Source organism: Psychrobacter sp. MF31, from assembly GCF_012847335.1.
Classification (GTDB): Bacteria; Pseudomonadota; Gammaproteobacteria; order Pseudomonadales; family Moraxellaceae; genus Psychrobacter.
The window spans coordinates 628,242-650,740 of the sequence record NZ_JABBDX010000001.1; the positions used below are offsets into that span (position 1 = coordinate 628,242).

Here is a 22,499-nt window from a genome sequence, read left to right on the forward strand (position 1 = left end):
GGGCAGTCAAGCGCTGCTTTTTGAGTTAATTAGGGAACAATAACGATGAGCCAATCAGAAGCTTTAGCATTAGCAACTCCCAATTTAAGCGTGACCAATTTTGATTTGCCCTCACTGCATTTGTTACACGATGAAATTTTAACAATTTTAAAAGACACTGAAACGCATTTGAGCGAATTTAACGACGATTTGGAGCAAGCGCCCTTATTGCTTGACTCGATTGAAGTGTTAAAGCAGTTGGCTTGCATTTTTGAATTGATGGTTTTGACAGGTGCTCAGGTGTTGACCACGGCTATTGCTCACGGACTTCAGCATTTATACGATGGCGCGGACAACAGCGATACCGATTTGATTATGGATATTTCTGAGGCGATCATGACTTTGGATCGCTACATTGAATTTATCTTGTTAACGGAAACGGTTGAGCCAAGTTTGCTGCTTCCCATCATCAATAAGCTGAACAGTTATGGCGGCAATGATCATATTGACCCCGATTATTTTACCAAGTTTGGCAGCAGCAGCGTGGTGATTGCCAACCCTGAGGACAATTTTGAGCCGTTATCTCAGCTTGGTTTGGATCAAAACTTATTAACCAACGCCTATCGCAGCGGTCTAAATGTGGCGCTCAGTTTTCAAGAAGGCAGCCTTAATGATACGGATAAAAAACGGCTGACTATGATGAGCGCGGCTTGTGCGATGATTGCCGCCCATTCGCAAACGCTGTTTTGGCAAGCAGCAGCAGCGGCAGTGATGAATATCGAGGCGTTATTGCCGCTCAGTTTAAACCAAAAGCACACGCTCATTTATTTAGAGCAGCAATTTCATCACTACCTGCCTGTCATGGATGCACGATTTGCCGATTTGGTCGCGCTGGCTTGCCAACGTGACAATGCGCTTGCCCAAGATATTAAAAAGCAATATGCCCATAATCAATTGAGCGCTCAGCAAAAAAAGGAGCTGCGCCGGTTTTTATTTGGTCCTAATCGCCAAGTGACTGACACCTTGAACGATTTGATCCAAGGTCAAATTAGCAGTATTAAAGAAGAAGTTGATAGCTTTGCTCGCGGTGAGACCATGATTTCAGGGGAGCTGCAATCCGCGCAAATTACCGAAGCACTGCGTCAGCTTGCCTCAACCATGCGCCTTCTTGGCTTAACTGTGGCGTCCGATGCGCTCAATCAAGCAGCAAGCGCGGTGAGTCAGTGGCAAACGCCAACCCCAAGCGATTTTGACCATCTGCTTTTGGCACTGATGAGTGCGGAGAATGCAACTATTACAATGGCAAAATTGCGAACGCCAGGCGCCGTCAAATTGCCACTGCATAATCATAATATCTCTTTGCATCAATTGGATACCGCTTACGAAACCTTAATTCAAGAAAGCCGAACGGCGATTGCTTCAGCAGAGCAAGCGCTCAATGATTATTTGGCAGACAGTACTCGCGATATTTTAAACATTCAAAATACGCCGGAGATGATCCGTCAGGTGGCAGGGGCGGTGCGCTTTTTGCGCTTACCGATTTCAGCGACCATGCTTAGCCAATTGGCAACCTATATTGACGCGCAGTTGAGCGCTGATTTGCCGCTAAGTGATCAGGCGCTGACTTACATTGCCAATGTGATGATGTCGGTCGATTATCGCTTAGAAAGCTTTGAGCATAACCGTCCGGTCAATCAGCAATCATTGGACGTGGCTCAGCAAAGCTTAAGCCAATTGTTGGCGGCATAATTGATGACAACTGCACTTATTATTGATGGGGACAATGTCCTTTGCCAGCAGCTTGATGCTCATTGGCAACCAATTACCCTACCGTTTGCCACTGAGCAAATTGCCAGTCTTGACTATCAATTTGGCTTTGCGCCATTGTCCGATCAGCCGGATGATAAAGATTTTCAACATGTAATGTCAGCTGGGTTTGTTATGACTTCAACCTTTGCTCAAGCGCATCATATCGCGCTGCCCGAGATTTCAGGAAAAGTTGAGTTTGTTAATTATCGAACGTTGGTGCCGATTGTAGCGCCGGATTTGGGATCAAGGCTTAGCGAAGCGATTCAGCTGCTACGTTGGCAAGCGGATACCCGATTTTGTAGCCGCTGCGCTGGTACGGTTACCGCTGCGCCACTTGGTGAGCGCGCGATGATTTGCGCAACTTGCCAATTGCGGCAATATCCAAGGATTCAGCCTTGTGTGATCACGGCAATTACGCGACATAATCCAACAACAGGCGTCATGCAGATTTTACTTGCGTACCATCACCGTTATGGTCAAACGGTATTGCCGCTACAATATGGTTTAATTGCTGGCTTTGTCGAGGTCGGTGAAAGCTTAGAAAATGCCGTGTCGCGCGAGGTTTTAGAAGAAGTGGGTATTGAAGTCACCAATATTCGCTATATCAGCAGTCAGCCTTGGCCTTATCCGTCCAATTTAATGCTCGGCTTTCGCGCGGAGTACCAAAGCGGCGACATTATTATTCAAGAAGACGAGCTGTCACACGCGAATTTTTTTGATTTAACCGACCTTCCTAAAATTCCGTTTAAAGGCAGCATTGCGTTTGATTTGATTGCCAAAGTTGCCGCCGAGCATCAGATTGATCTCAATGCTTAAGTGATTAAATTATTTAAAAAAGCCAAGAAAAAACTGCCGCCTGCTAAGCCAATAAATTTGTCAAACTATGAGCCAAACCGTTCCAAACTTGCTGCCCTTTGTTGAGCTGCCGATATTATTTAAGCCCTTAACGCTTGATCAGCAGCCGCTTGATATTCAGCAAAAAATCGCGCAAATCAATGAGGTGCTACCGCAAACCCAATGCGGACTTTGTGATCATCCAGATGGCTGCCTGCCTTATGCTGCCGCCATTGTCATTAACGGTGAGCCGCATAATAAATGCGTTCCGGGCGGTCAGCCAGTTACGGATACGATTGGTCAGATTGTTCAAAAAAATAATCCGCCGCTTATCGCCGCCAAATCAAACTGGGAAACGGACGCGATAACCGGTCGCCCGCAAGAAATGCGCGCCATCATCCGCGAGGCAGACTGCATTGGTTGCACCAAATGTATCCCAGCCTGTCCCGTCGATGCCATTATTGGCACGGGCAAGCACATGCACACCATTTTTACTGAGCTTTGCACCGGCTGCGAGCTTTGCATTGCGCCCTGCCCTGTTGATTGCATTGATTTGGTGCCCATTTCACGGCAAATCAGCGCAGATATTCGGCAAATTGAGCAGCATGATTTGCAATCACGATATTACCATCATTTAAACCGCGTGGCAGACAGCTTAGCCGACAGCCGTCATACCAAGCCTGTGGTCAGCATGATGGAAGCTAAAATCAATAACGTTGCTGCCCAAAGTTTAGATATCAGCGAAGCCGATGCCAAATCGACCATTGCCGCCGCCAAGCTGCGAACCAAAATCAAAAAACTTGAAAAACAGCTGAGCGTTCGACCAAATGCGCAAAAACAAAGCGAGCTTATCGCGCTTCAAGCCGAACTTGCGGCGCTTGTTTGACCTTGTTTTATTTACAACCTTATTTAATAACATCTAAAAAGAAAAATTGCCATGACCGCCGCCAAGATTGACAAGCCTAAACGAGTCACCACTAAAACGAGCGAGACGCCGCCATCACGGCGAATGCCGAACGCAAGCGTTTACCCTTTTTTTGAAAAACTTGCCGCAACCATCGCCGAACCCGTCACAGAGCTGAATTATCAAAGCAATTTTGAGCTGTTAATCGCGGTGATTTTATCAGCGCAAGCAACCGATGTGAGCGTCAATATCGCTACCCGTCAGCTGTTTCCCGTTGCCAATACGCCAAAAGCTATCTTAGCCCTTGGCGTTGAGGGTTTAAAACCTTATATTAAAAACATCGGGCTTTATAACGCTAAAGCCAAAAATGTGATTAAAACTTGCCAAATGCTCCTTGATAATTTTGGCGGTAAGGTTCCAGACAACCGCAAAGATTTAGAATCACTTGCTGGCGTTGGTCGCAAAACGGCAAACGTGGTGCTCAATACGGCGTTTGGTCAACCAACGATGGCAGTCGATACACATATTTTTCGAGTAGGCAACCGAACCGGACTTGCTACCGGCAAAAACGTGCTCATCGTTGAGCAAAAACTGCTTGAGCGCACCCCTGATGAGTTTATTATGTTTGCTCATCATTATTTGCTGCTTCATGGTCGCTATACCTGTCAGGCAAGAGTGCCAAAATGCGGTGAATGCCCTGTGTTTAATGAGTGTATGTTTAAAGACAAGCATGCCTTTTTGGAGCTGTAAAACAGTTCGATAACGGCGCGGTGATATGCTAATTTTGAATTTAAAAAGTTTAAAATTTAGCAACTTGTTTTCATAACTGCTGATTATCAGACGATTTTTGCGGATTGATAACGTCAATTTTTAAGTCAAGTGATGCAGCAAGCGCTCCGCCGACTAGAGTTTTTGACCATTTCAAGGTAGAATAAGGCAATTTTTTAATCTAAAAAGCCTCAGCGACCTGATTTCCTATTATAAAAAGCGACACTTAGCTGACGGCTTTTTCCTCTTTTATTGTTTTTAAAAAGTGATTGTTTATGCGCGAATACAACTTATTTACCTCAGAGTCTGTCAGCGAAGGTCATCCTGACAAAATGGCGGATCAAATCTCAGATGCCATTCTTGATGCCATTTTGCGCGAAGATTTGCAAGCTCGCGTGGCTTGTGAAACCTTGGTTAAAACTGGCGCGGTTGTTTTGGCAGGGGAAATTACCACCACCGCAAACATCGATATTGAGCGCCTTGTCCGCGATACGGTCAATGGCATCGGCTATCATCACTCAGATTTAGGCTTTGATGGCGAGACCTGCGCAGTTATCAATATGATCGGCAAACAATCCCCTGAGATTGCCCAAGGCGTGGATAGAAGCTCCCCTGAAGAGCAAGGCGCAGGCGATCAAGGCTTGATGTTTGGCTATGCCAGCAACGAAACTGAAGTATTCATGCCTGCCCCAATTGAGTTTGCCCACCGCCTAATGGAGCGCCAGTCAGAACTTCGCCGCGCAGGTGAGTTGCCTTGGCTTCGTCCTGACGCCAAAGCTCAGGTAACGCTAAAATACGAGAACAATCAACCTTCAGCGATTGATGCGGTGGTGCTGTCAACCCAACACGACCCAAGCATTTCCCAAAAAGACTTGCAAGAAGCGGTGATGGAGATGATCATCAAGCAAGTCTTGCCAGCTGAGCTTTTGCATCAAGGAACGCGCTATCACATCAACCCGACCGGCAAATTTGTCATCGGGGGTCCTGTAGGGGATGCGGGGCTTACCGGTCGTAAAATCATCGTTGACACTTACGGCGGCATGGCGCGTCATGGCGGCGGCGCTTTTAGTGGCAAAGACCCTTCAAAAGTGGATCGTAGCGCCGCTTACGCCGTTCGCTATGTGGCAAAAAATATCGTTGCAGCAGGGCTTGCCGATCGCTGTGAAGTTCAGATCAGCTACGCGATTGGCGTTGCCGAGCCGACTTCCATTTCGGTCAATACCTTTGGCACCAACAAAGTCAGCTATGAAGAAATCATCCGCTTGATCCGAACCCATTTTGACTTGCGACCTTATGGCATCACCAAAATGCTTGATCTCTTGCAGCCGATGTATCAGCGAACCGCAACCTTTGGTCACTTTGGTCGCACCGGTTCTGATCGCGCCTTTACTTGGGAAAAAACGGATAAAGTTGACATTTTGCGCAATGATGCCCGCTGGTAATTTGCTTTAAAACATGATTTAAAATAAGGAACAAAACATGACGGATAACCATCCTGATATTGACGATGCAAAAATTACCAAAAACGCCGCGATTGATGACAATATTAATGACGCCGAAACCGTTGAAGTCACTCCTGAAATGCAAGCGTTTTATCAACGCGCCGACGCCATTATCAGCCTTGCCAACAGCCAGTTAGGAAATGAGGCGCATTCAGGTCAAGTGGGCGCATCGCTGCTTTACGCGGCGGCTCGATATAGCGCTTCTGTCGCCTCCATTGGCTTTGTGAAAGGCGATGATTTTGCGAAAGAAAAAGATGACATTGTTGAATTTTACGTTAAACAATATCGGCAAATGCTCAGCGATAATGTGACCGATTACGCGCAAAACTTTGATAAATATGTTCAATTAAATCAAAGCGATAATGACAAATAACGCAAAAATCTGCTTAAGTCGTTAAAAAACAGCTCACTTAATCGTGGGCTATTTTTTTGCTTTGTCATCATAACTACTTATTAAAACTTTATAAAAAGGCACTATTTTTAGCGGCTTTTTCCGTTATGATCTTTTGATCATTGACCATCAAGGAGGAATTATCATGAGGTTTTATACAAAAACTTTTCGAGTAAAAAGTAAAGCAGCGCTACTATCCACTGCCCTATCTTTACCATTATTATTAGCAGGCTGTAATAACACGCAACCTGCAAAAACGATTGATAATACAACCATAAATACACCCATGCCTAAAACGTCAACTCCAGAAAATGCGTTTACTACTTGCCCGCCTTTTAATCCGGACAAAAATATTTGCACGATGCAATATGATCCCGTTTGTGTCCAAACCAAATCACAAGGGAAAATCAGCTACAAAACAGCAGGAAATGCCTGCTCCGCTTGTGGGACGCCTGAGGCAATTGGCTTTACAAAAGGCGAATGCTCATAACGTTTCGTGTCATTGCCAAAGTTAAAAAACTGTTAACCAAAAAAAAGCCCCGAAACCAAATGAGCTTCGGGGCTTTTTAAAAAGCTATACTTTAAAATTTAGAAATTCTAAGATTTAAACCAAACGATTAGCTGAGTCTTAATTTATCAAAAGTCAGCTTGCCATTATCACCAACATCGACTTTGATGATATCGCCTGCCACAAAGTCACCGGCAAGCAGTCGTAGCGATAGCGGATTTTCAATTTCCTGCTGAATGGCGCGTTTGAGTGGTCGCGCCCCATAAACCGGATCGTAACCAACCGAAACCAGTTGATTCATTGCCTCATCCGTTAGCGTAATGTCAAGCTCGCGATCTTGCAATCGGCGACGCAAACGCTCGATTTGAATGTCGGCGATTCCTGCCATTTGCGCTTGACCTAACGGATGGAAGACGACGATTTCATCAATCCGGTTTACAAATTCAGGTCGGAAATGCTCGCCAACCGCGTCCATGACTTCGGCTTTGATGTCCTCATAGCTTTTGCCTGCCATCTCTTGGATTTTGTGCGAGCCTAAGTTACTGGTCATGATAATCACGGTATTTTTGAAATCAACCACACGACCTTGCGAGTCGGTCAAGCGACCATCATCAAGCACTTGTAACAAAATGTTAAAGACATCCGGATGCGCTTTTTCAACCTCATCAAACAGCACCACGCTATAAGGTTTTCGGCGAACCGCTTCGGTTAACACGCCACCTTCTTCATATCCCACATACCCAGGAGGCGCGCCCACCAAGCGGCTGACGCTATGTTTTTCCATAAATTCGCTCATATCGATGCGAACCATAGCGTCCTCGCTATCAAATAAAAAGTTAGCAAGCGATTTGGTCAGCTCCGTTTTGCCAACCCCTGTAGGTCCTAAGAATAAAAATGAGCCAGAAGGACGATTGGGATCAGAAAGTCCTGCTCGGCTTCGGCGAACAGCATTGGCAACCGCTTCGACCGCTTCATCTTGACCAATGACGCGCTCATGCAGTTTTTCTTCCATCGCCAGCATTTTATCGCGCTCGCCTTGCATCATTTTAGCAACTGGAATTCCGGTGGCTGCGCTGACGACTTCGGCAATCTCATTATCCGTAACTTTGTTACGCAATAGCTTGATGTTTGGGGCATCTGATTGCTCTTTTTGCTCCGCCAAATCGGTATCACGAATGCGTTTTTCAAGCTCAGGGATGACGCCATATTGCAGCCGTGACATTTCGGCATAGTCGCCATCACGCGTGGCTTTCTCAAGCTGAATCCGTGCTTTGTCCAAGTCTTCTTTATACTGCTGACTGCCTTGCATCAGCGCTTTTTCAGCTTGCCAAACTTCGTTTAAATCCGCGTATTCTTTTTCAAGCTCGTCAATTTGCTCATTTAACGATTTGGTTTCGGCTTGCGCGCCGGCATCTTCTTCGTTTTTAAGCACTTCGCGCTGCATTTTTAGCTGAATCAAGCGGCTATCAAGCTTATCAAGCGCTTCCGGTTTGCTGTCCATTTCCATGCGCAGGCGGCTTGCCGCTTCATCAACTAAGTCAATGGCTTTATCAGGCAACATTCGGTCGGTAATGTAGCGGTGGCTCATTCGCGCGGCGGCAATGATTGCGCTGTCTTGAATGTCCACGCCATGATGCAGCTCATAGCGCTCTTTTAGACCGCGTAAAATCGCAATGGTGTCCTCAACGCTTGGCTCATCGACCAAGACTTTTTGGAAGCGGCGCTCAAGGGCGGCGTCTTTTTCGATGTACTGGCGGTACTCATCAAGTGTCGTTGCGCCAACGCAGTGCAGCTCGCCGCGAGCTAAGGCCGGCTTGAGCATGTTTCCGGCATCCATCGCGCCGTCTGCTTTTCCTGCGCCGACCATGGTATGCAGCTCGTCAATGAATAAAATGACGTTGCCTTCTTGTTTTGCCAAGTCGTTAAGCACCGCTTTTAGACGCTCTTCAAACTCACCGCGAAATTTTGCACCGGCAATCAGCGCGCCCAAATCAAGTGATAACACCTCTTTTCGGCGTAGCCCTTCAGGAACGTCGCCATTAACGATTTTTTGCGCAAGGCCTTCAACAATCGCGGTTTTACCAACACCCGGCTCACCAATGAGAACGGGGTTATTTTTGGTTCGGCGCGAAAGTACTTGAATCGTCCGGCGGATTTCTTCATCGCGACCAATCACAGGGTCAAGCTTACCTTGCTCGGCGCGCTCAGTTAAGTTCACGGTGTATTTGTTCAGCGCATCGCGTTGGTCTTCGGCGTTCTGGTTAGTCACGGTGTCATCCCCACGAAGTTGTTCGATGACGGCTTTTAATTTTGCCGCACTGGTTCCGGCAGCCTCAAAGATTTTTTTGGTATTGCCTTGTTCTGCAAGCGTGAGCAGCACCCATTCGGTGGCAATAAAATCGTCGCCGGCTTTTTGCGCTTGACGGTCGGCAAGGTTTAAAATCTTGACCGAATCGGGGTTTAAATTAACCTCACCGGTTGGATTGGCAATGGTTGCTTGGCTCTCAAGCGCTTTTGCCACGCCATTTTTTAATGCCGGAATCGACGCGCCTGCCTGCTGACAAATGGCAAGGTTGGCTTCATCTTGCAAAAGGACGGCAAGCAAATGTACCGGATCAACTCCTGTATTGTCGCGACCGATGGCAAGACTTTGCGCTTCAGAAATTGCTAATTGCAGCTTTTGGGTAAATTTTTCAAATCTCATGTTTTATCCTTTTAATAAGAGTGCTTTGGCGACATTATTTGCTTTTATTATTGCCAACTTGCACCAAGTTTGATTGACGTTTTGTCCACTTTCTTCTATATAAGGTAGCTTATGTCTTTTTCAAGCATAAATTTTAAAAAGTCAAGATGTTTTTTGGGTGGATTTTCATGCTAAAAGGCGCGGATTTTTTGTTGTTTTTATCACATAAAATTTATTTAGACAAAAACGCAATCAGCGCCTTTTCCTCAATACTTTGATGGGTACGCGTTCGACCGCGGCGGGCATTTTTATACTCCTGAAAAAACGTTCCCGCTAAAAAACGTTCAATAATTTCAGGATGAATATAGGATGCTCGGCAAACGGTTGGCGTATTGCCAAGCTCGGCGGCGACGTTTTTTACCATCTCAGTGACCAATTTTTGCCGCGCTTTGCTATTAGGTACGCTGTCTAAAATAACTCTCTGTTCGCCTGATAATTCATCATAAAGATAACTTGCTGCTAACACACTTGCCATCCACGTTCGAAAGTCTTTAGCGCTAAAGTCGTCGCAATTCCCGCAGTGCTTTCGCAAATAGGCGTTAATCGTGCCGCTATCGACGACTTGTTTAGTACCATTTTCATCCAGATATTTAAAAATTTGGTAGCCCGGAAGCTCCGAACACGCTTGGATAATCGCAATTAAGCGTTCATCTTGAAGTTCAATATGGTGCGATTTGGCACTTTTGCCAACAAAATCAAAGGCTAAGCCGTCGTCAGTTTCGGTCACATGGCGACTTCGAAGCGTAGTTAAACCAAAGCTTTTATTGAGCTTGGCATAGCGGCTATTACCAACGCGAATTAAAGTAGTTTCAAGTAACTTAATCACTGCTGCTAACACGTTTTCACGGGACAATTCAGGGGCAGCTAAATCCTTTTCCACTTGAGCGCGAAGCTTTGGTAGCGCACTTGCAAAGTCAATCATGGCGACAAATTTGGCATGGTCGCGGACGTTGTCCCATTTTGAGTGATACAGATACTGCTTGCGACCTTTGTCATCGCGACCGGTCGCTTGCAAATGCCCCGTGTCGTCGCGGCAAATCCAAACCTCCGACCACATCGGCGGGATAACTAGCGCCTCAAAACGCGCTCGAAGGGTTTTGCAGGTGACTGTTTTGCCCGCGCCGTCTTGATAGGTAAAGCCGCGACCGCGCCGCTTTCGGGTAAATCCTGACTCAATATCGCTGACATAGCGTAAATTGGCAAGTTCCGCTAGACGCTCGTAATCGTGGCGCTCGGAAATAGTGGCGGCGGTTTCGGTCATAAGTTGGCGTGTCTCATAGCTAAAGGCAGTTAACAAAGATAATTTCAAAAAGAATAACTTTAGAATAATTAAGACCACCGTTTTTTACTGTGAGCATTGACAAGATAATGTGTAAGGCTATGTAAATTAGAGCGCTTTAAAAATTAGAAAAGGGTTATTAAATGTTGAGTTTTCGGGCATAATTTATTATTAACTTTTCGTAGAAAAATCATGAATAAATTAAATTTTAATAATTCTATTCGCATTGCTGCCCTTACCGAGCAAGACTTTGACGCTTGGCTTGATTTATGGCAAGGCTATTTGACGTTTTATGAAACCAGTTTGCCCACACAAATCACCAACGCTACTTGGCAAAAGCTCATGAACAGTAACACGCCTGTTTTTGGTTTTGGCGCGTTTCAAGATGATAGCTTAGGTAATAACAGACTAGTCGGAATCGTTCACACGGTTATCCATCCGAACACTTGGAATGCGACCGATTGCTGCTATCTTGAAGATTTATTTGTTAGTGAGTCAGTTCGCGGTCAAGGCGTCGGTCGCGCGCTTATCGAGCATATTTATCAGTTTGCAAGCGAGCAAAACTGCAACCGCGTTTATTGGACGACGCAGGACAGTAATAAAACAGCGCGACGGCTTTATGACACGCTTGCCACTCAAACGGACATGATTCAATACCGTAAATATTTATGAACTATCCGTTTTATAAAATATTTTTCAAAACAAAAAAAACGCTAAGATTGCGCTTAGCGTTTTTTAGGGCGTTTTGAATATTCATAATGTCAGCAAAAGATAAGTACAAGCGAGCGCGACCATATTTTCATAATTCTGCTTGAGCTTATCAAACCCTATAGCAATTGCCCCATGGCTTTAATTCTAAGTGGATCTTCGTTGCTCGACCGGCAACGCGTTTGCCAAAATACTTAGGCAAATTATATCAAGGACAGCTAACGCGCAAGCGGTAAAACACGCCTTAATAACAGTAAACTAAGCAGTAAATTATGTTTATAAGGTTAGCATTAATTGAAATTACCCTTATAAAACTCCTGATTAATGCTGAAGTATTTATAGCTAAGTTGTCATATCACTGTTTGAAAAATTCTTTTTTGTAAAAGATTTTTATCGCAAAATTTCCCTCTAATATCTTGTAAAACTAAGCTAAAATAGCGGTCATGACTGCTTTTATTCCTTTGCAAAATGCCCAAGATAGCATCACGACTGCCCCGCGAAAAATCATTCATTTAGACATGGATGCCTTTTATGCAAGCGTTGAACAGCGCGACTTTCCGGAGCTTCGCGGTAAGCCGTTAGTCGTTGGTGGTGACCCAAACGGTCGCGGTGTGGTCGCGGCAGCAAGCTATGAGATTCGTAAGTTTGGCGTTCGCTCGGCGATGTCATGCTTTGAGGCAAAAAAACGCTGCCCTGAGGCGATTTTCGTGCGACCCCGATTTGAGGTTTATCGCAAAGTCAGCCTTGAAATCCGCGCGATCATGCTCAGTCTTACCCCCATCGTTGAGCCGCTATCGCTTGATGAAGCCTACCTTGATGTGACGGGTCTTGACTGTCATCAAGGTTCGGCAACGCGGATGGCAAATTGGCTACGGGCGCAAATTTTGCAAGAAATGGGACTGACCGCCTCGGCAGGGGTATCATTTAACAAAATGCTTGCCAAAATCGCCTCGGATTTAAATAAGCCCAACGGCACAGCGGTCATTACGCCTGCGCAATCCGAGGCGTTTATCAGTCAGCTTGCCATTGAGCGCTTTCATGGGATTGGTCGGGCAACGGCAAAGCGATTGCATGAGCTTGGCGTCAGTAATGGCGCAGAGTTACGCCGCATTCCGGTGGCAACTTTGATTCAGGAGTTTGGCAAACGTGGTCAGTTTTATCATGACATTGCGAATGGTTACGACCATCGTCCAGTCAAAGCCAAACGGCAGCACAAATCGGTCGGTTCGGAAACGACCTTTAGCGACAACTTAGGAAATAACCCACAAGATAACGCTGCGTTAAAAGCCCATATTTATGAACAAAATGCCGATGCCTTTTATCAGCTTCAACAAAAAAACCTGATCGCCTTTACCATCACGTTAAAGGTTAAATTTGCCGACTTTACCCAATTAACACGTGCTCATACGTTATCATCGCCTTTTGATTCGGCGCAGTCCGCGCATTATTGGCTAGATAAGCTATTTTTGGAGGTTCCGCGCGATAAAGCTATTCGCTTGGTGGGCGTGACTTATTCCTCTTTAGTTCCTGCTGATTATCAGCCACCGCAGTTAGACTTATTTTAGCGTTTAATGTCTATAACACTTAGGCTATTTTTGATTTAAAAAAGCTTTAAATGACCAAAACGTCCGCTTTACTTTGCCAATTTCTGCTAAACTAACGGCAAAATTATTAACGAACGATTTACCTGTTATGACCACCCACCCAAACGAAACCCTTCAATCAAAACCTTTGCCAACAACGCCTGAGCCTTATTTAAGCGTTGACGATTACGATTATGACTTGCCCGAATCGCTGATTGCACGCTATCCGCTTGAGTCGCGCTCAGCATCCAAATTGCTTTACGTTGCCTCAACTGGCGCAAAGGCAGGATTGCCACAAGATTTTAGCTTTCAGCAATTGCCAAGTTTGCTCAATCGCGGCGATTTAATCGTCTTTAATGACACCAAAGTTATGAAAGCACGCTTGTTTGGGCAAAAAAACACCGGCGGCAAAATCGAAGTTTTGGTTGAACGCATTGTTGAGGAGGCAAGCCAACTTGCCAGCGCAAATATCTCAATGTCAAACGAGTTTCCATTTTTAGCGCTTTGCCATGTCAAAGCCAGTAAAGCGCCAAAGCTTGGTCAACAACTTGAGCTTGCCGGTGGCGAAATGCAAGCGGTGATGGTCGGTCGCCAAGACAATTTATTTATTTTGGCGTTTCGAAAGCCAATTTTGCCGGATTTAGAACGCTTTGGCGAGTTGCCGATTCCGCCTTACTTTGAGCGCCACGCCGATGCGGTGGACAATGAGCGCTATCAAACGGTCTTTCACGACCCATCCAAATTGGCAAGTGTTGCTGCGCCCACCGCAAGCCTGCATTTTGATGAAAGCATCTTGCAAGCGCTTAAAGATAAAGGCATTCAGACCGCTTTTGTGACCTTGCATGTGGGCGCAGGAACGTTTGCGCCCGTCAAAACGGACAATTTACTTGAGCACACCATGCACAGTGAGTTTGCGCATCTCCCGCAAGCTACTGCCGATTTGATTAACCAAACTCATGCCAATGGCGGTCGCGTCATTGCCGTTGGCACCACCGTGACCCGCGTTTTAGAATCTGCCTTTCAAAAAACGGCGATTAATGGCGCGCCGCTTAGCGCTTGGTCAGGCGATACCGATATTTTTATTTACCCTGGATTTCGCTTTGGCGTTATTGACAGCTTAATTACCAACTTTCATTTGCCAAAATCAACGCTATTGATGCTCGTTTCAGCATTTTCTGGCAAAAATGTTATGGAAAACGCCTATCAACACGCAATCAACAATCAGTACCGCTTTTTTAGCTATGGCGATGCGATGCTGTTAGAAAGGGCATCTGAGTCCTTGTAAAGAAAAACAATAACTGCGAAATAAACTGGTAAACTTTAGCAGATTTTGCTATAACTGCATAGTAAATATAATTGCGCGATTGGCAATGCGCTTTGCTAATTTGCGCCATTATTATTTAATGGCTTTTATCCTCGGATCAATGGCAACTCATTGAGTTAGTAAATCAAAGGCTTGACATGACTTGGCAATCTTCTTTTTTTCCCATCAATCGCTTGGCTATAAGCGTTTTTTTTGCAGGATTATCGATTTTGCCAATTGTCCCCGCTTCGGCAATGAGCTTTGGGCAAACACTGATTCAGTCACATCAAGATGAGCCACTTTTTGCTAGCATGGCAATCTCTGATATTGACTCGGCAACTTTTAATGTTCAATTGGCAGATGCTCAGCTTTATCAAACTATGGGGCTTAGCCAAAATCGTGCGATGACCGTTAGCTTTTCTGCCACCTCAAAAACGGCAGGAACTGTCTTAATCCAAACCCAAAAGCCAATAAATGCGCAATTTACTGATGTGGTTTTAGCGATTAATAATCAAGGTCAACAAAAAATTATTCCAAAAACACTGCTAATGCCTTTAAAAGACAGTTTGGCATTATCAACTACGCCATTTGCTGCTGATATTGCACCAATGACTGAAACGGTATTGCAATCTCAGCCTTTACTTGTCCGCAATGAAGTACCACCACCATTGTTTCCGCCAAGCTCTCAACCAACGGCTAATTTAACAAACCGTTCTGAAATTATTAACGCAAAATCAGTGACTCCAATCGCAATACCACTGACTGTGTTGCCTGCTAATATGATGCCAGAATTGGAATTGCCGATCGATGCTAGTGTTAAGACAAAGCCGCTTCATGCAACCTCAGCTAATTTAGCAAAAGAGGCTCAGTTAATTGCAAAGTCAGATCAAGATTTATTATCAAAGCAACTTTTGGCACAAGCTAAATCATCAGCGCTCAAAGCTGATCACCATTTAAAAAATCTGAAAAAAAATAGCCAATCTTCAACTCAATTAGACGTCCCCGTTAAAAAACTAGCACCAAATGATGATAAACTGAGCGCTAATACTATGATTTCTAATACCGTGGTTTCTCTTGATCTGAATACGGCTGCAAAAACGCAAGATACCCTTACCATTCATCAAAATTCCTATTATCAACGCGCTGTAAAATATTCAGCAATCACTGATGAGGATACTTTGGTGACGGCGAAAAATGAAATCAGCGCCAAAGTAAATTAGGTGATCAAATCAAAAAAAGTAAACTGTTACGCGGTAATCCCTATTAATAAAGCAAATAACTCGCTTGATCGAATATCAATGCAATAACTTATCATCATAGATTTGGAATTTTCATGAACAATATACTCTATATCATTGTGGGATTGGTGATTGTCGCCGTTATTGCCGTTGTGATTTTGAAAAAAAATAAAGCGCAAGCTCCCACGCTATCAAAGCCGAGTGATGATTTTCGCGCTGCTCACCCCACCTCTCAGTCGGCTCCTGCGGCAAATCAGACCACAGCAACCAAATTTGATGATTTGACTGTTGCTCAGCGATTTATTGACCAGCAGCGTTATGATCGAGCGATTGAGACACTTGAGCGCGGCTTAAAAACTACCCCGAATGACCATCAACTTTGGCTAAAATTGCTTAATGTCTATGCCTTGACCAAACAAACGGTAGAATTTTATAACACCTATCAAACCATCACAAAACAAGCCGATCCGGCAACGATTCATGAAGCTCAGCAACTTAAGGGTTTATTTGATGCTGAGCAAGGATTTAATCATAGCGCTGCCCAAAATACTGAAGCGTCCCAGCCTGAATTTGAAAGTCTCGACTTTGACTTAGAAGCTGAAAAAAGAAAATATGCTACACGCCATGAGCCGTTAACTCAACAATCTATTGGTACTGTTAATGCTGCCACTGAATCCCAAATTGAAACCGTTGCACCTAATATCGACGATACAATTATTGAAGAGCAAAAGCCTTTAGCAAATGACGCTTTTGATTTAACCCTTGAGGATTTAGAAGCTTCAGATCTTGAGTTAGAACCGTTTGCTGCGACCAATAATATTTCTGAGGATGTCGTTGTTGCCGATCAAAACGTTTCTCAAGATCCTTTAGCGCTTAGCTTAGAAAATCAGCAATCCGCTTTAACTGAGCCTGAATTAACCTTCGATGATTTTGATTTTGATCGCGATTCAGCAACACCTGAAAAAGCAATTCAAACTGAACTAAGCCATCAAGAACTGGCTCAAAAAGAAGACGATGCAGACTTTGATTTTGATTTGGCACTTGACTTAGATGAAACAAAGCCTGATCAAGCTGTAGAAAACACCGCTGCTCAATCAAACCTTAGTGACACTTCAGATGATTTTGCTTTAGAGCTCGATGACTTAGATTTAGATGCAGAATTAGATCAGCTTCTTAGTGAAAGCTTTGATGGCTCAGAAAATTTAGACGATTTTCAAAATAGCAACCCTGAGTTGATTGCAAAAGAAGAAACACTTAACGAATCAACGCCTGCTAAAGAGGACTTAACGCTCAGCGACGATGATGATTTTGCAATGTTTGGTCTTGAAGAAGCCAACTTTAATCATGAAGAAGCACCAGCTGCTAATAATTATGAGCAAACTCAGCAAGCTTTGACGTCCCAAACAGAGGCTCCTGAACTCTTATTTGATGATGAGACGCCGCTTGATAACTTCTCATTTAACGTTGATAGCTCAGCTCCTAAAAGCGAAGCCTTTATCGAGCAAGAAGAAAGCCAGACTCAGCCAGTTGTCTCTACTGTCCATTTAAACCCGCAATTTTCGACAGATTTTGCTTTAGTTAATGAGCTTAACCATCAACAAATCACTTTAGAATTGGCAGAGCAGTATTTAGAATTGGGTGAATACGATAGTGCTAAGCGCTTATTGAATGAAGTTCTTAATGAAGGTGACCGTCAACAGCAGCAGCAAGCCCAAGCACTGCTTGATAAAACAGCTTAACGGTTTATTTGACTATTAATGAAAAATTAATCAGCAAGCATTTTAAGGGATTAAAATGCTTGTTTTTATTTAATAACCAGACCTTTTAATGAGGAGCTTTAAGTAATGACTCCGACGCTTTCTCAACCTATCGCACTGATTTACGCAGGTGGCACCTTTGGCAGTTATGGAAAGCCTTTAGCGCCACTTCCTGCAAAGCAATTTTTACCAATTTTACAAGAGTTGCTAAGCCAGAATCCTGAACATAACACTGCAACGATTTCTTGGCTTGATAACCCCTTAATTAAAGACAGCAGTCAGTTGGACGCTCAGGATTTTGTGCATTTTTATCAGCTGATTTTGACGGCTTATGCGTCAGGAACCAAACGCTTTGTGCTGATCTCTGGCACGGATACGCTCAGTTATTTGGGCGCATTTTTAGCCGAAGCCTTTGCAGGATCTGATATTAAAATTGTGGTCACCGGAAGTATGCGACCGCTACTAGATTCAAGCAATATTCAAAGTTATTGTGTTGATGAAACGTCCGATGCTTGGGGAAACTTATCAACGGCACTGCAGCAAGCCTCCTCGTTTGATCCGGGGGTGATGATCAGCTTTGGCGAGGAGACTTGGCCGGCGCAAACCGTTCAAAAAATCCACAGCCATGACTTTATGGCATTTACTGGTCATTTTCGCGCCGCTTATCCTGCCAACAGCTATGTTAAAGCCATCCCTCAAGCGCGACTTCAGCATTGGATTGAGGATCAACAAGCGCAATTAAGCATGATTCAGGATCGCGCAAAAGACGCCGCAATTTTTGCTTTATATTGCGTTCCAAATGACCCTAAAGCGATGATCACTCAGCTTAAAGCAATCAGTAATCATCCCAATTGCGCTATTATTTTATTAGGGTTTGGCGCAGGCAATCTGCCTTTTTCAGCAGAATTAGCCGCCGCCTTAGATGACGCTTATCAGCAAGGTCAATTGGTCATTGCCGCAAGTCAATGTCCTTTTGGCGGCGTGAGTGACAGCTATGCGGCAGGAAGTTGGCAATATGATCATCATGTGATGAGCGGTGGCAGGTTAACCATAGCCGCTATTTATGCTCGGCTGCTTTGGCTGCTGCTGCGCTTTGATTCCCCAGCGCGCCGGCGGCAACGTTGGCAATTTAGCGTCAATCAAAAAACTGCCACTCATAAAAATCGCTGATTTATCATTACAAACCTTGTAAAATAGCTCAACCTATTATCAATTGCGAACCATAATGTCAAGCCAAGTCATTGAAAATAAAGTCAATATGAATACCGATAGCGCCCCTGTTTACAACCTTGCCCTTGCTATTGAGTTTTTAGGGACGCGCTATCGCGGTTGGCAACGGCAAAAAGAGGTGATTAGCATTCAAGAGATGGTTGAAAATGCCATAAGCTCAGTAGCCAATGAGCCGGTTGAGGTGGTTGCTGCGGGGCGAACGGATGCCAGCGTTCATGCGGGAAATATGATTGCGCATTTTACCACCCACGCTTATCGAGCGCCTTATAACTGGCTTCGCGGTATCAATAGCCTATTGCCCGATGACATTGCCGTTCGCTGGATTTGCCCGATGCCAAGCGATTTTCATGCCAGATTTAAGGCCATTTCTCGCCGATATCGCTACATCATTTTAAACCAAACCACACGCCCTGCCCTTCTTAATCATCAAGTCACCCACATTCATGAACCACTTGATTTAGCTGCAATGCAAGAAGCTGCCGCCGCCATTGAAGGCACGCATGATTTCACCAGCTTTCGCGCCGCCGCTTGCCAGTCAAATCAGCCTGTACGAACAGTCAGTCACGCCAAGCTTTTTGCCCACGGTGCCTTTATCGTTTTTGACATTCAAGCGGATGGCTTTTTGCATCATATGGTTCGAAATTTAATGGGAACGCTGATTGCAATTGGTAAGCATGAGCTTGTACCTTCAGACTTTTTATCGATCTTAGCTAAAAAAGATCGAACCATCGCGCCGCCAACAGCATCAGGAGATGGGCTTTATTTTATTAATGCTTATTATCCAAACGAGTTCCAGTCCCTACTGCCGTCATTGCCCTTGACGCCAATTTGGCTGAATTTACCCAATTGACATAACACCATCACGATAAGGCTGTCAAGCAAAAATCAGTTATTTTGTTGCTTTGAGGGTCAATGTTGCGTATAATATTGGCTTATTTTCCATTGATTGATATAAATTATGGCCAAAAAAGACGATATTATTGAATTTGAAGGCGAGGTCATCGACACTTTGCCAAATACCCTATTTAAAGTCCGTTTAGAAAACGGTCACGAGATCATTGCTCACATTTCAGGAAAAATGCGCAAACACTACATCCGCATTTTAACGGGCGATAAAGTAAAGGTTGAGATGACGCCTTATGATTTATCAAAAGGTCGCATCACCTATCGCGGCAAAAACTAAGTCTTATTTGGCTTAACCGCACCGACTGCCTTTAGTATTAATTCATTGGGCAGATGATAAAAAAATACCGCTTTATTAGCGGTATTTTTTTGGTAGGCTTATTAAATCTTTACTATTTAAATTCTACCGTTGCCCCATTTTGAATCACGCCAAGCAGCGCTAACGCATCCCAATTGGTTAAGCGAACGCAGCCTGCCGAAGCTTGACGGCTGATGCGTTCAGGATCGGGCGAACCATGAATCCCATAAGAGGGTTTACTCAAGCCAATCCAAACAAGACCTACCGGATTGTTAGGTCCTGGTGGAATGATAAGTTTGCTGCCATCCTCTTTAGTAAACGTATAATTTGGCTCGTGAACCTTCACGCTCACCGTATGCGTTCCGCTTGGTGATGGCGTTGCAGTACTGCCAACCGTCGTCGGATAGCTGGCGATCAATGTATTTTTATCATCATAAGCATAAAGCGTTTGGGTAGATTTATCAGCAACGACGCGGCTCACGGCTTTATTGATCGGTGAGCCCGGGTTATAAACAGTGATGATATCCCCTGATTTAAAGCTGCTGTTTGGGTTAAGCGCTTTTAAATAGCTTTGGGTCATGTGAAATTTTTCGGATAAGCCTTCAATCACACTTTGGTAATACATACCTTCAAGCTTGGCTTTTTCTTCTGCGGTTTCAGGAATGGTTGCCGTCTTAATAAATACATCATTGTCCGTCAATTTATAATTGACCAAAACGGGCTGAGCAACAAGCTTGCTGTCTTGAGTTAACGCTTTCCACGTTTCTTCGTTTAACTGATCGCTGATCGTCAAGTTATTTGCCTTTTGAAAGGCTTGCATGGCTTTTTGTGTATTTTTGCCCCAGTAGCCATCGACCGCGCCAACGCCATTTTGATGCCAGTTGAGTAGCGCTTGAATCTTGGTTCCGGTTGCTCGATTTAATGTCTTAGTTTTGCCCCAATCAGCCGCGTTGACCTGTTTTGCGACTTGAGATAAATTGTCGGTGGTATAACTGATGGTCGGTAAAAAGCGCGCATTAGCTCCTGATGTTTTGCTGCTTGAGGTTTGATAAGGCGCGGTGGTCACCGGACTGATGTCTGAGGCGTCTGTTTGGTGAGCAGACGGGCTAGTTACCGTTTGAGCAGTTGGCTCTTTTAATGCGCTTAATTCTGACGTTTTGGCAACGTTTTGCGCGTCCTTCACGGTCACATCCATAGCGGCTTTTTTATAAGTATTTTGTGCTGAATCAACGCTTGCCAGCATTTGCTTAATACTGTCCGCAGCTTGACTGCCTTGACTGACAAACAGCAGTGTGGATAATCCAGCAGCGGCAAGGGCGCTGTGAAGGTTAGTTTTTGCAGGCATAACGATCTCCTCAATTATTTTTATGCTTTTTTAGTTGTCATTTTTTATTTAATGAAATTTTATTTGTTATTTTATAATGCCGCTATCATGGCATAGCCTTCGGTGATCTTGTGATCATTTTATGTTAATAAGTGGGCATTCATACAGCAAATGTGTTAATAGACGCGCTCAAATTAAAAAATGCCATAAACTGACGATCAGCTTATGGCACCTTATCAAAATCGGCTAGTTATTAAAAAAACTGTTAAAAAGCCTTATTCACAGTAAATTTAATAATCCCATTTAAAACTATGAGGCAAGTTTAGCAAGAACGGCTTCACCCATTTGCTTACAGCCCACTTGCGTCAAGCCACTTTCATTTTTATCTAAAATATCAAGCGTTCGCAAACCATCATCAAGAACGTCGCTGACAGCTTGTTCAATGGCAAGCGCGGCATCTTCTTGTTTAAAAGTATACCGTAGCATCATAGCAACGGATAAAATGGTGGCAAGCGGATTGGCTTTATCTTGACCGGCAATATCAGGCGCTGAGCCATGACAAGGCTCGTACATGCCCTTGCCGCTTTCATCCAAGCTTGCTGAAGGCAACATGCCAATAGAACCGGTCAACATCGCCGCTTCGTCGGACAAAATATCGCCAAACAAGTTGCCCGTTACCATCACGTCGAACTGCTTTGGCGCTCGAAGCAGCTGCATTGCTGCGTTATCAACATACATATGCGACAGCTCAACATCGCTGTAGTGATCATTTTGCAGCTCAATCATGGTCTGCTTCCAAAGCTCGGTAACCTCTAACACATTGGCTTTGTCCACAGAGCAAACTTTCGCAGGCGTTCCTGACGCTTTAGCGCGAGTTTGGGCAAGCTCAAACGCCACTTTTCCAATACGTTCAATCTCGCTAGTTTTATAAACCATGGTGTTAAAGCCTTGCTGTTCACCATTTTCCAAGGTTCGGATGCCACGCGGTTCACCGAAATAAATACCGCCGGTCAATTCGCGAACGATAAGCAAATCAAGACCTTTAATCACTTCAGCTTTAAGGCTTGAGGCATTGGCAAGCTGCGGGTAAAGTTTGGCAACGCGAAGGTTGGCAAACAAGCCAAGCTCGCTTCTAATTTTAAGCAAACCGCGCTCAGGGCGAAGGCTGCGCTCAATCGCATCCCATTTGGGACCACCAACTGCGCCTAAAAGCACAGCATCAGCCGCTTTTGCTTGAGCCAAGGTGTCGTCTGGCAATGGTGAGCCTTTAGCATCAATTGCAGCGCCGCCAATCAGTCCAGACTCAAGCGTCAATCCTAAATTAAACTTGTCATTGACAGCAGTTAGCACATTGATGGCTTGGGTCATAATTTCAGGGCCAATGCCATCGCCTGCGAGAGTTAATACGGTTGCCATACGTGTCCTTGTTGGTAATTAA

At 44.6% G+C, this 22,499-nt stretch carries 19 protein-coding genes; 15 read left to right on the forward strand and 4 right to left on the reverse strand.

Going from position 1 to position 22,499, the window contains the following annotated elements; genetic code table 11:
* The first annotated feature begins 45 nt into the window (after positions 1–45).
* From HF322_RS02680 to HF322_RS02710, 7 genes are all read left to right on the forward strand, one after another.
* On the forward strand, positions 46–1,728 hold the full coding sequence (locus tag HF322_RS02680; protein WP_169391824.1) for a hypothetical protein: 1,683 nt from the start codon (positions 46–48) through the stop codon (positions 1,726–1,728).
* Positions 1,729–1,731: 3 nt separating this feature from the next.
* Complete coding sequence (gene nudC / locus HF322_RS02685) at positions 1,732–2,604, forward strand: NAD(+) diphosphatase (RefSeq protein ID WP_223193134.1); 873 nt, start codon at positions 1,732–1,734, stop codon at positions 2,602–2,604.
* Positions 2,605–2,671: 67 nt separating this feature from the next.
* A complete protein-coding gene (locus HF322_RS02690) occupies positions 2,672–3,508 on the forward strand; it encodes an RnfABCDGE type electron transport complex subunit B (protein ID WP_169391825.1) in 837 nt (278 codons plus the stop codon).
* Positions 3,509–3,631: 123 nt separating this feature from the next.
* Complete coding sequence (gene nth / locus HF322_RS02695; protein ID WP_188211213.1) at positions 3,632–4,276, forward strand: endonuclease III; 645 nt, start codon at positions 3,632–3,634, stop codon at positions 4,274–4,276.
* Between the two features lie 293 nt (positions 4,277–4,569).
* Positions 4,570–5,736: a methionine adenosyltransferase gene (gene metK / locus HF322_RS02700; protein ID WP_169391827.1), complete on the forward strand. Its 1,167-nt coding sequence runs from the start codon at positions 4,570–4,572 to the stop codon at positions 5,734–5,736.
* 91 nt (positions 5,737–5,827) lie between these two features.
* Complete coding sequence (locus HF322_RS02705) at positions 5,828–6,169, forward strand: DUF3144 domain-containing protein (protein ID WP_375138518.1); 342 nt, start codon at positions 5,828–5,830, stop codon at positions 6,167–6,169.
* Between the two features lie 163 nt (positions 6,170–6,332).
* Positions 6,333–6,677, forward strand: coding sequence for a hypothetical protein (locus HF322_RS02710; RefSeq protein ID WP_169391829.1), 345 nt, complete (start codon positions 6,333–6,335; stop codon positions 6,675–6,677).
* A 127-nt stretch (positions 6,678–6,804) separates the two neighbouring features.
* Here the strand turns inward: HF322_RS02710 and clpB are convergent, their stop codons facing one another.
* Together clpB and HF322_RS02720 are read right to left on the reverse strand one after the other, a co-directional pair.
* Positions 6,805–9,399 carry an ATP-dependent chaperone ClpB gene (gene clpB / locus HF322_RS02715; RefSeq protein ID WP_169391830.1) on the reverse strand — a complete coding sequence of 865 codons (2,595 nt, stop codon included), beginning with the start codon at positions 9,397–9,399 and terminating at the stop codon, positions 6,805–6,807.
* Between the two features lie 211 nt (positions 9,400–9,610).
* Positions 9,611–10,699, reverse strand: a complete 1,089-nt coding sequence (locus HF322_RS02720; protein WP_169391831.1) for a DNA topoisomerase IB — start codon at positions 10,697–10,699, stop codon at positions 9,611–9,613.
* Between the two features lie 210 nt (positions 10,700–10,909).
* Here HF322_RS02720 and HF322_RS02725 point away from each other — a divergent pair, with 210 nt between their 5' ends.
* From HF322_RS02725 to infA, 8 genes are all read left to right on the forward strand, one after another.
* Positions 10,910–11,389, forward strand: a complete 480-nt coding sequence (locus HF322_RS02725; RefSeq protein ID WP_169391832.1) for a GNAT family N-acetyltransferase — start codon at positions 10,910–10,912, stop codon at positions 11,387–11,389.
* Positions 11,390–11,868: 479 nt separating this feature from the next.
* Entirely contained in the window at positions 11,869–12,990 is a 1,122-nt protein-coding gene (dinB, locus tag HF322_RS02730) for a DNA polymerase IV (RefSeq protein ID WP_169391833.1), read from the forward strand.
* Between the two features lie 127 nt (positions 12,991–13,117).
* Positions 13,118–14,293: a tRNA preQ1(34) S-adenosylmethionine ribosyltransferase-isomerase QueA gene (gene queA / locus HF322_RS02735; protein ID WP_169391834.1), complete on the forward strand. Its 1,176-nt coding sequence runs from the start codon at positions 13,118–13,120 to the stop codon at positions 14,291–14,293.
* A 176-nt stretch (positions 14,294–14,469) separates the two neighbouring features.
* Positions 14,470–15,531 (forward strand): hypothetical protein, encoded by a 1,062-nt coding sequence (locus HF322_RS02740; protein ID WP_169391835.1) that lies wholly within the window; start codon positions 14,470–14,472, stop codon positions 15,529–15,531.
* Between the two features lie 113 nt (positions 15,532–15,644).
* Positions 15,645–17,288, forward strand: a complete 1,644-nt coding sequence (locus HF322_RS02745) for a FimV/HubP family polar landmark protein (protein ID WP_169391836.1) — start codon at positions 15,645–15,647, stop codon at positions 17,286–17,288.
* Positions 17,289–17,393: 105 nt separating this feature from the next.
* Positions 17,394–18,476, forward strand: a complete 1,083-nt coding sequence (locus HF322_RS02750; RefSeq protein ID WP_169391837.1) for an asparaginase — start codon at positions 17,394–17,396, stop codon at positions 18,474–18,476.
* 88 nt (positions 18,477–18,564) lie between these two features.
* A complete protein-coding gene (truA, locus tag HF322_RS02755; RefSeq protein ID WP_169391977.1) occupies positions 18,565–19,386 on the forward strand; it encodes a tRNA pseudouridine(38-40) synthase TruA in 822 nt (273 codons plus the stop codon).
* Positions 19,387–19,494: 108 nt separating this feature from the next.
* The gene (gene infA, locus HF322_RS02760) at positions 19,495–19,719 is read left to right on the forward strand and encodes a translation initiation factor IF-1 (protein WP_169391838.1); all 225 of its coding nucleotides are present in this window, start codon (positions 19,495–19,497) and stop codon (positions 19,717–19,719) included.
* A gap of 112 nt (positions 19,720–19,831) precedes the next feature.
* On the opposite strand, the gene HF322_RS02765 is transcribed toward infA, so the two are convergent.
* Both HF322_RS02765 and leuB read right to left on the reverse strand, forming a co-directional pair.
* Positions 19,832–21,082 (reverse strand): L,D-transpeptidase family protein, encoded by a 1,251-nt coding sequence (locus HF322_RS02765; protein ID WP_169391839.1) that lies wholly within the window; start codon positions 21,080–21,082, stop codon positions 19,832–19,834.
* Between the two features lie 288 nt (positions 21,083–21,370).
* Complete coding sequence (leuB, locus tag HF322_RS02770) at positions 21,371–22,477, reverse strand: 3-isopropylmalate dehydrogenase (RefSeq protein ID WP_169391840.1); 1,107 nt, start codon at positions 22,475–22,477, stop codon at positions 21,371–21,373.
* Positions 22,478–22,499 lie beyond the last annotated feature (22 nt).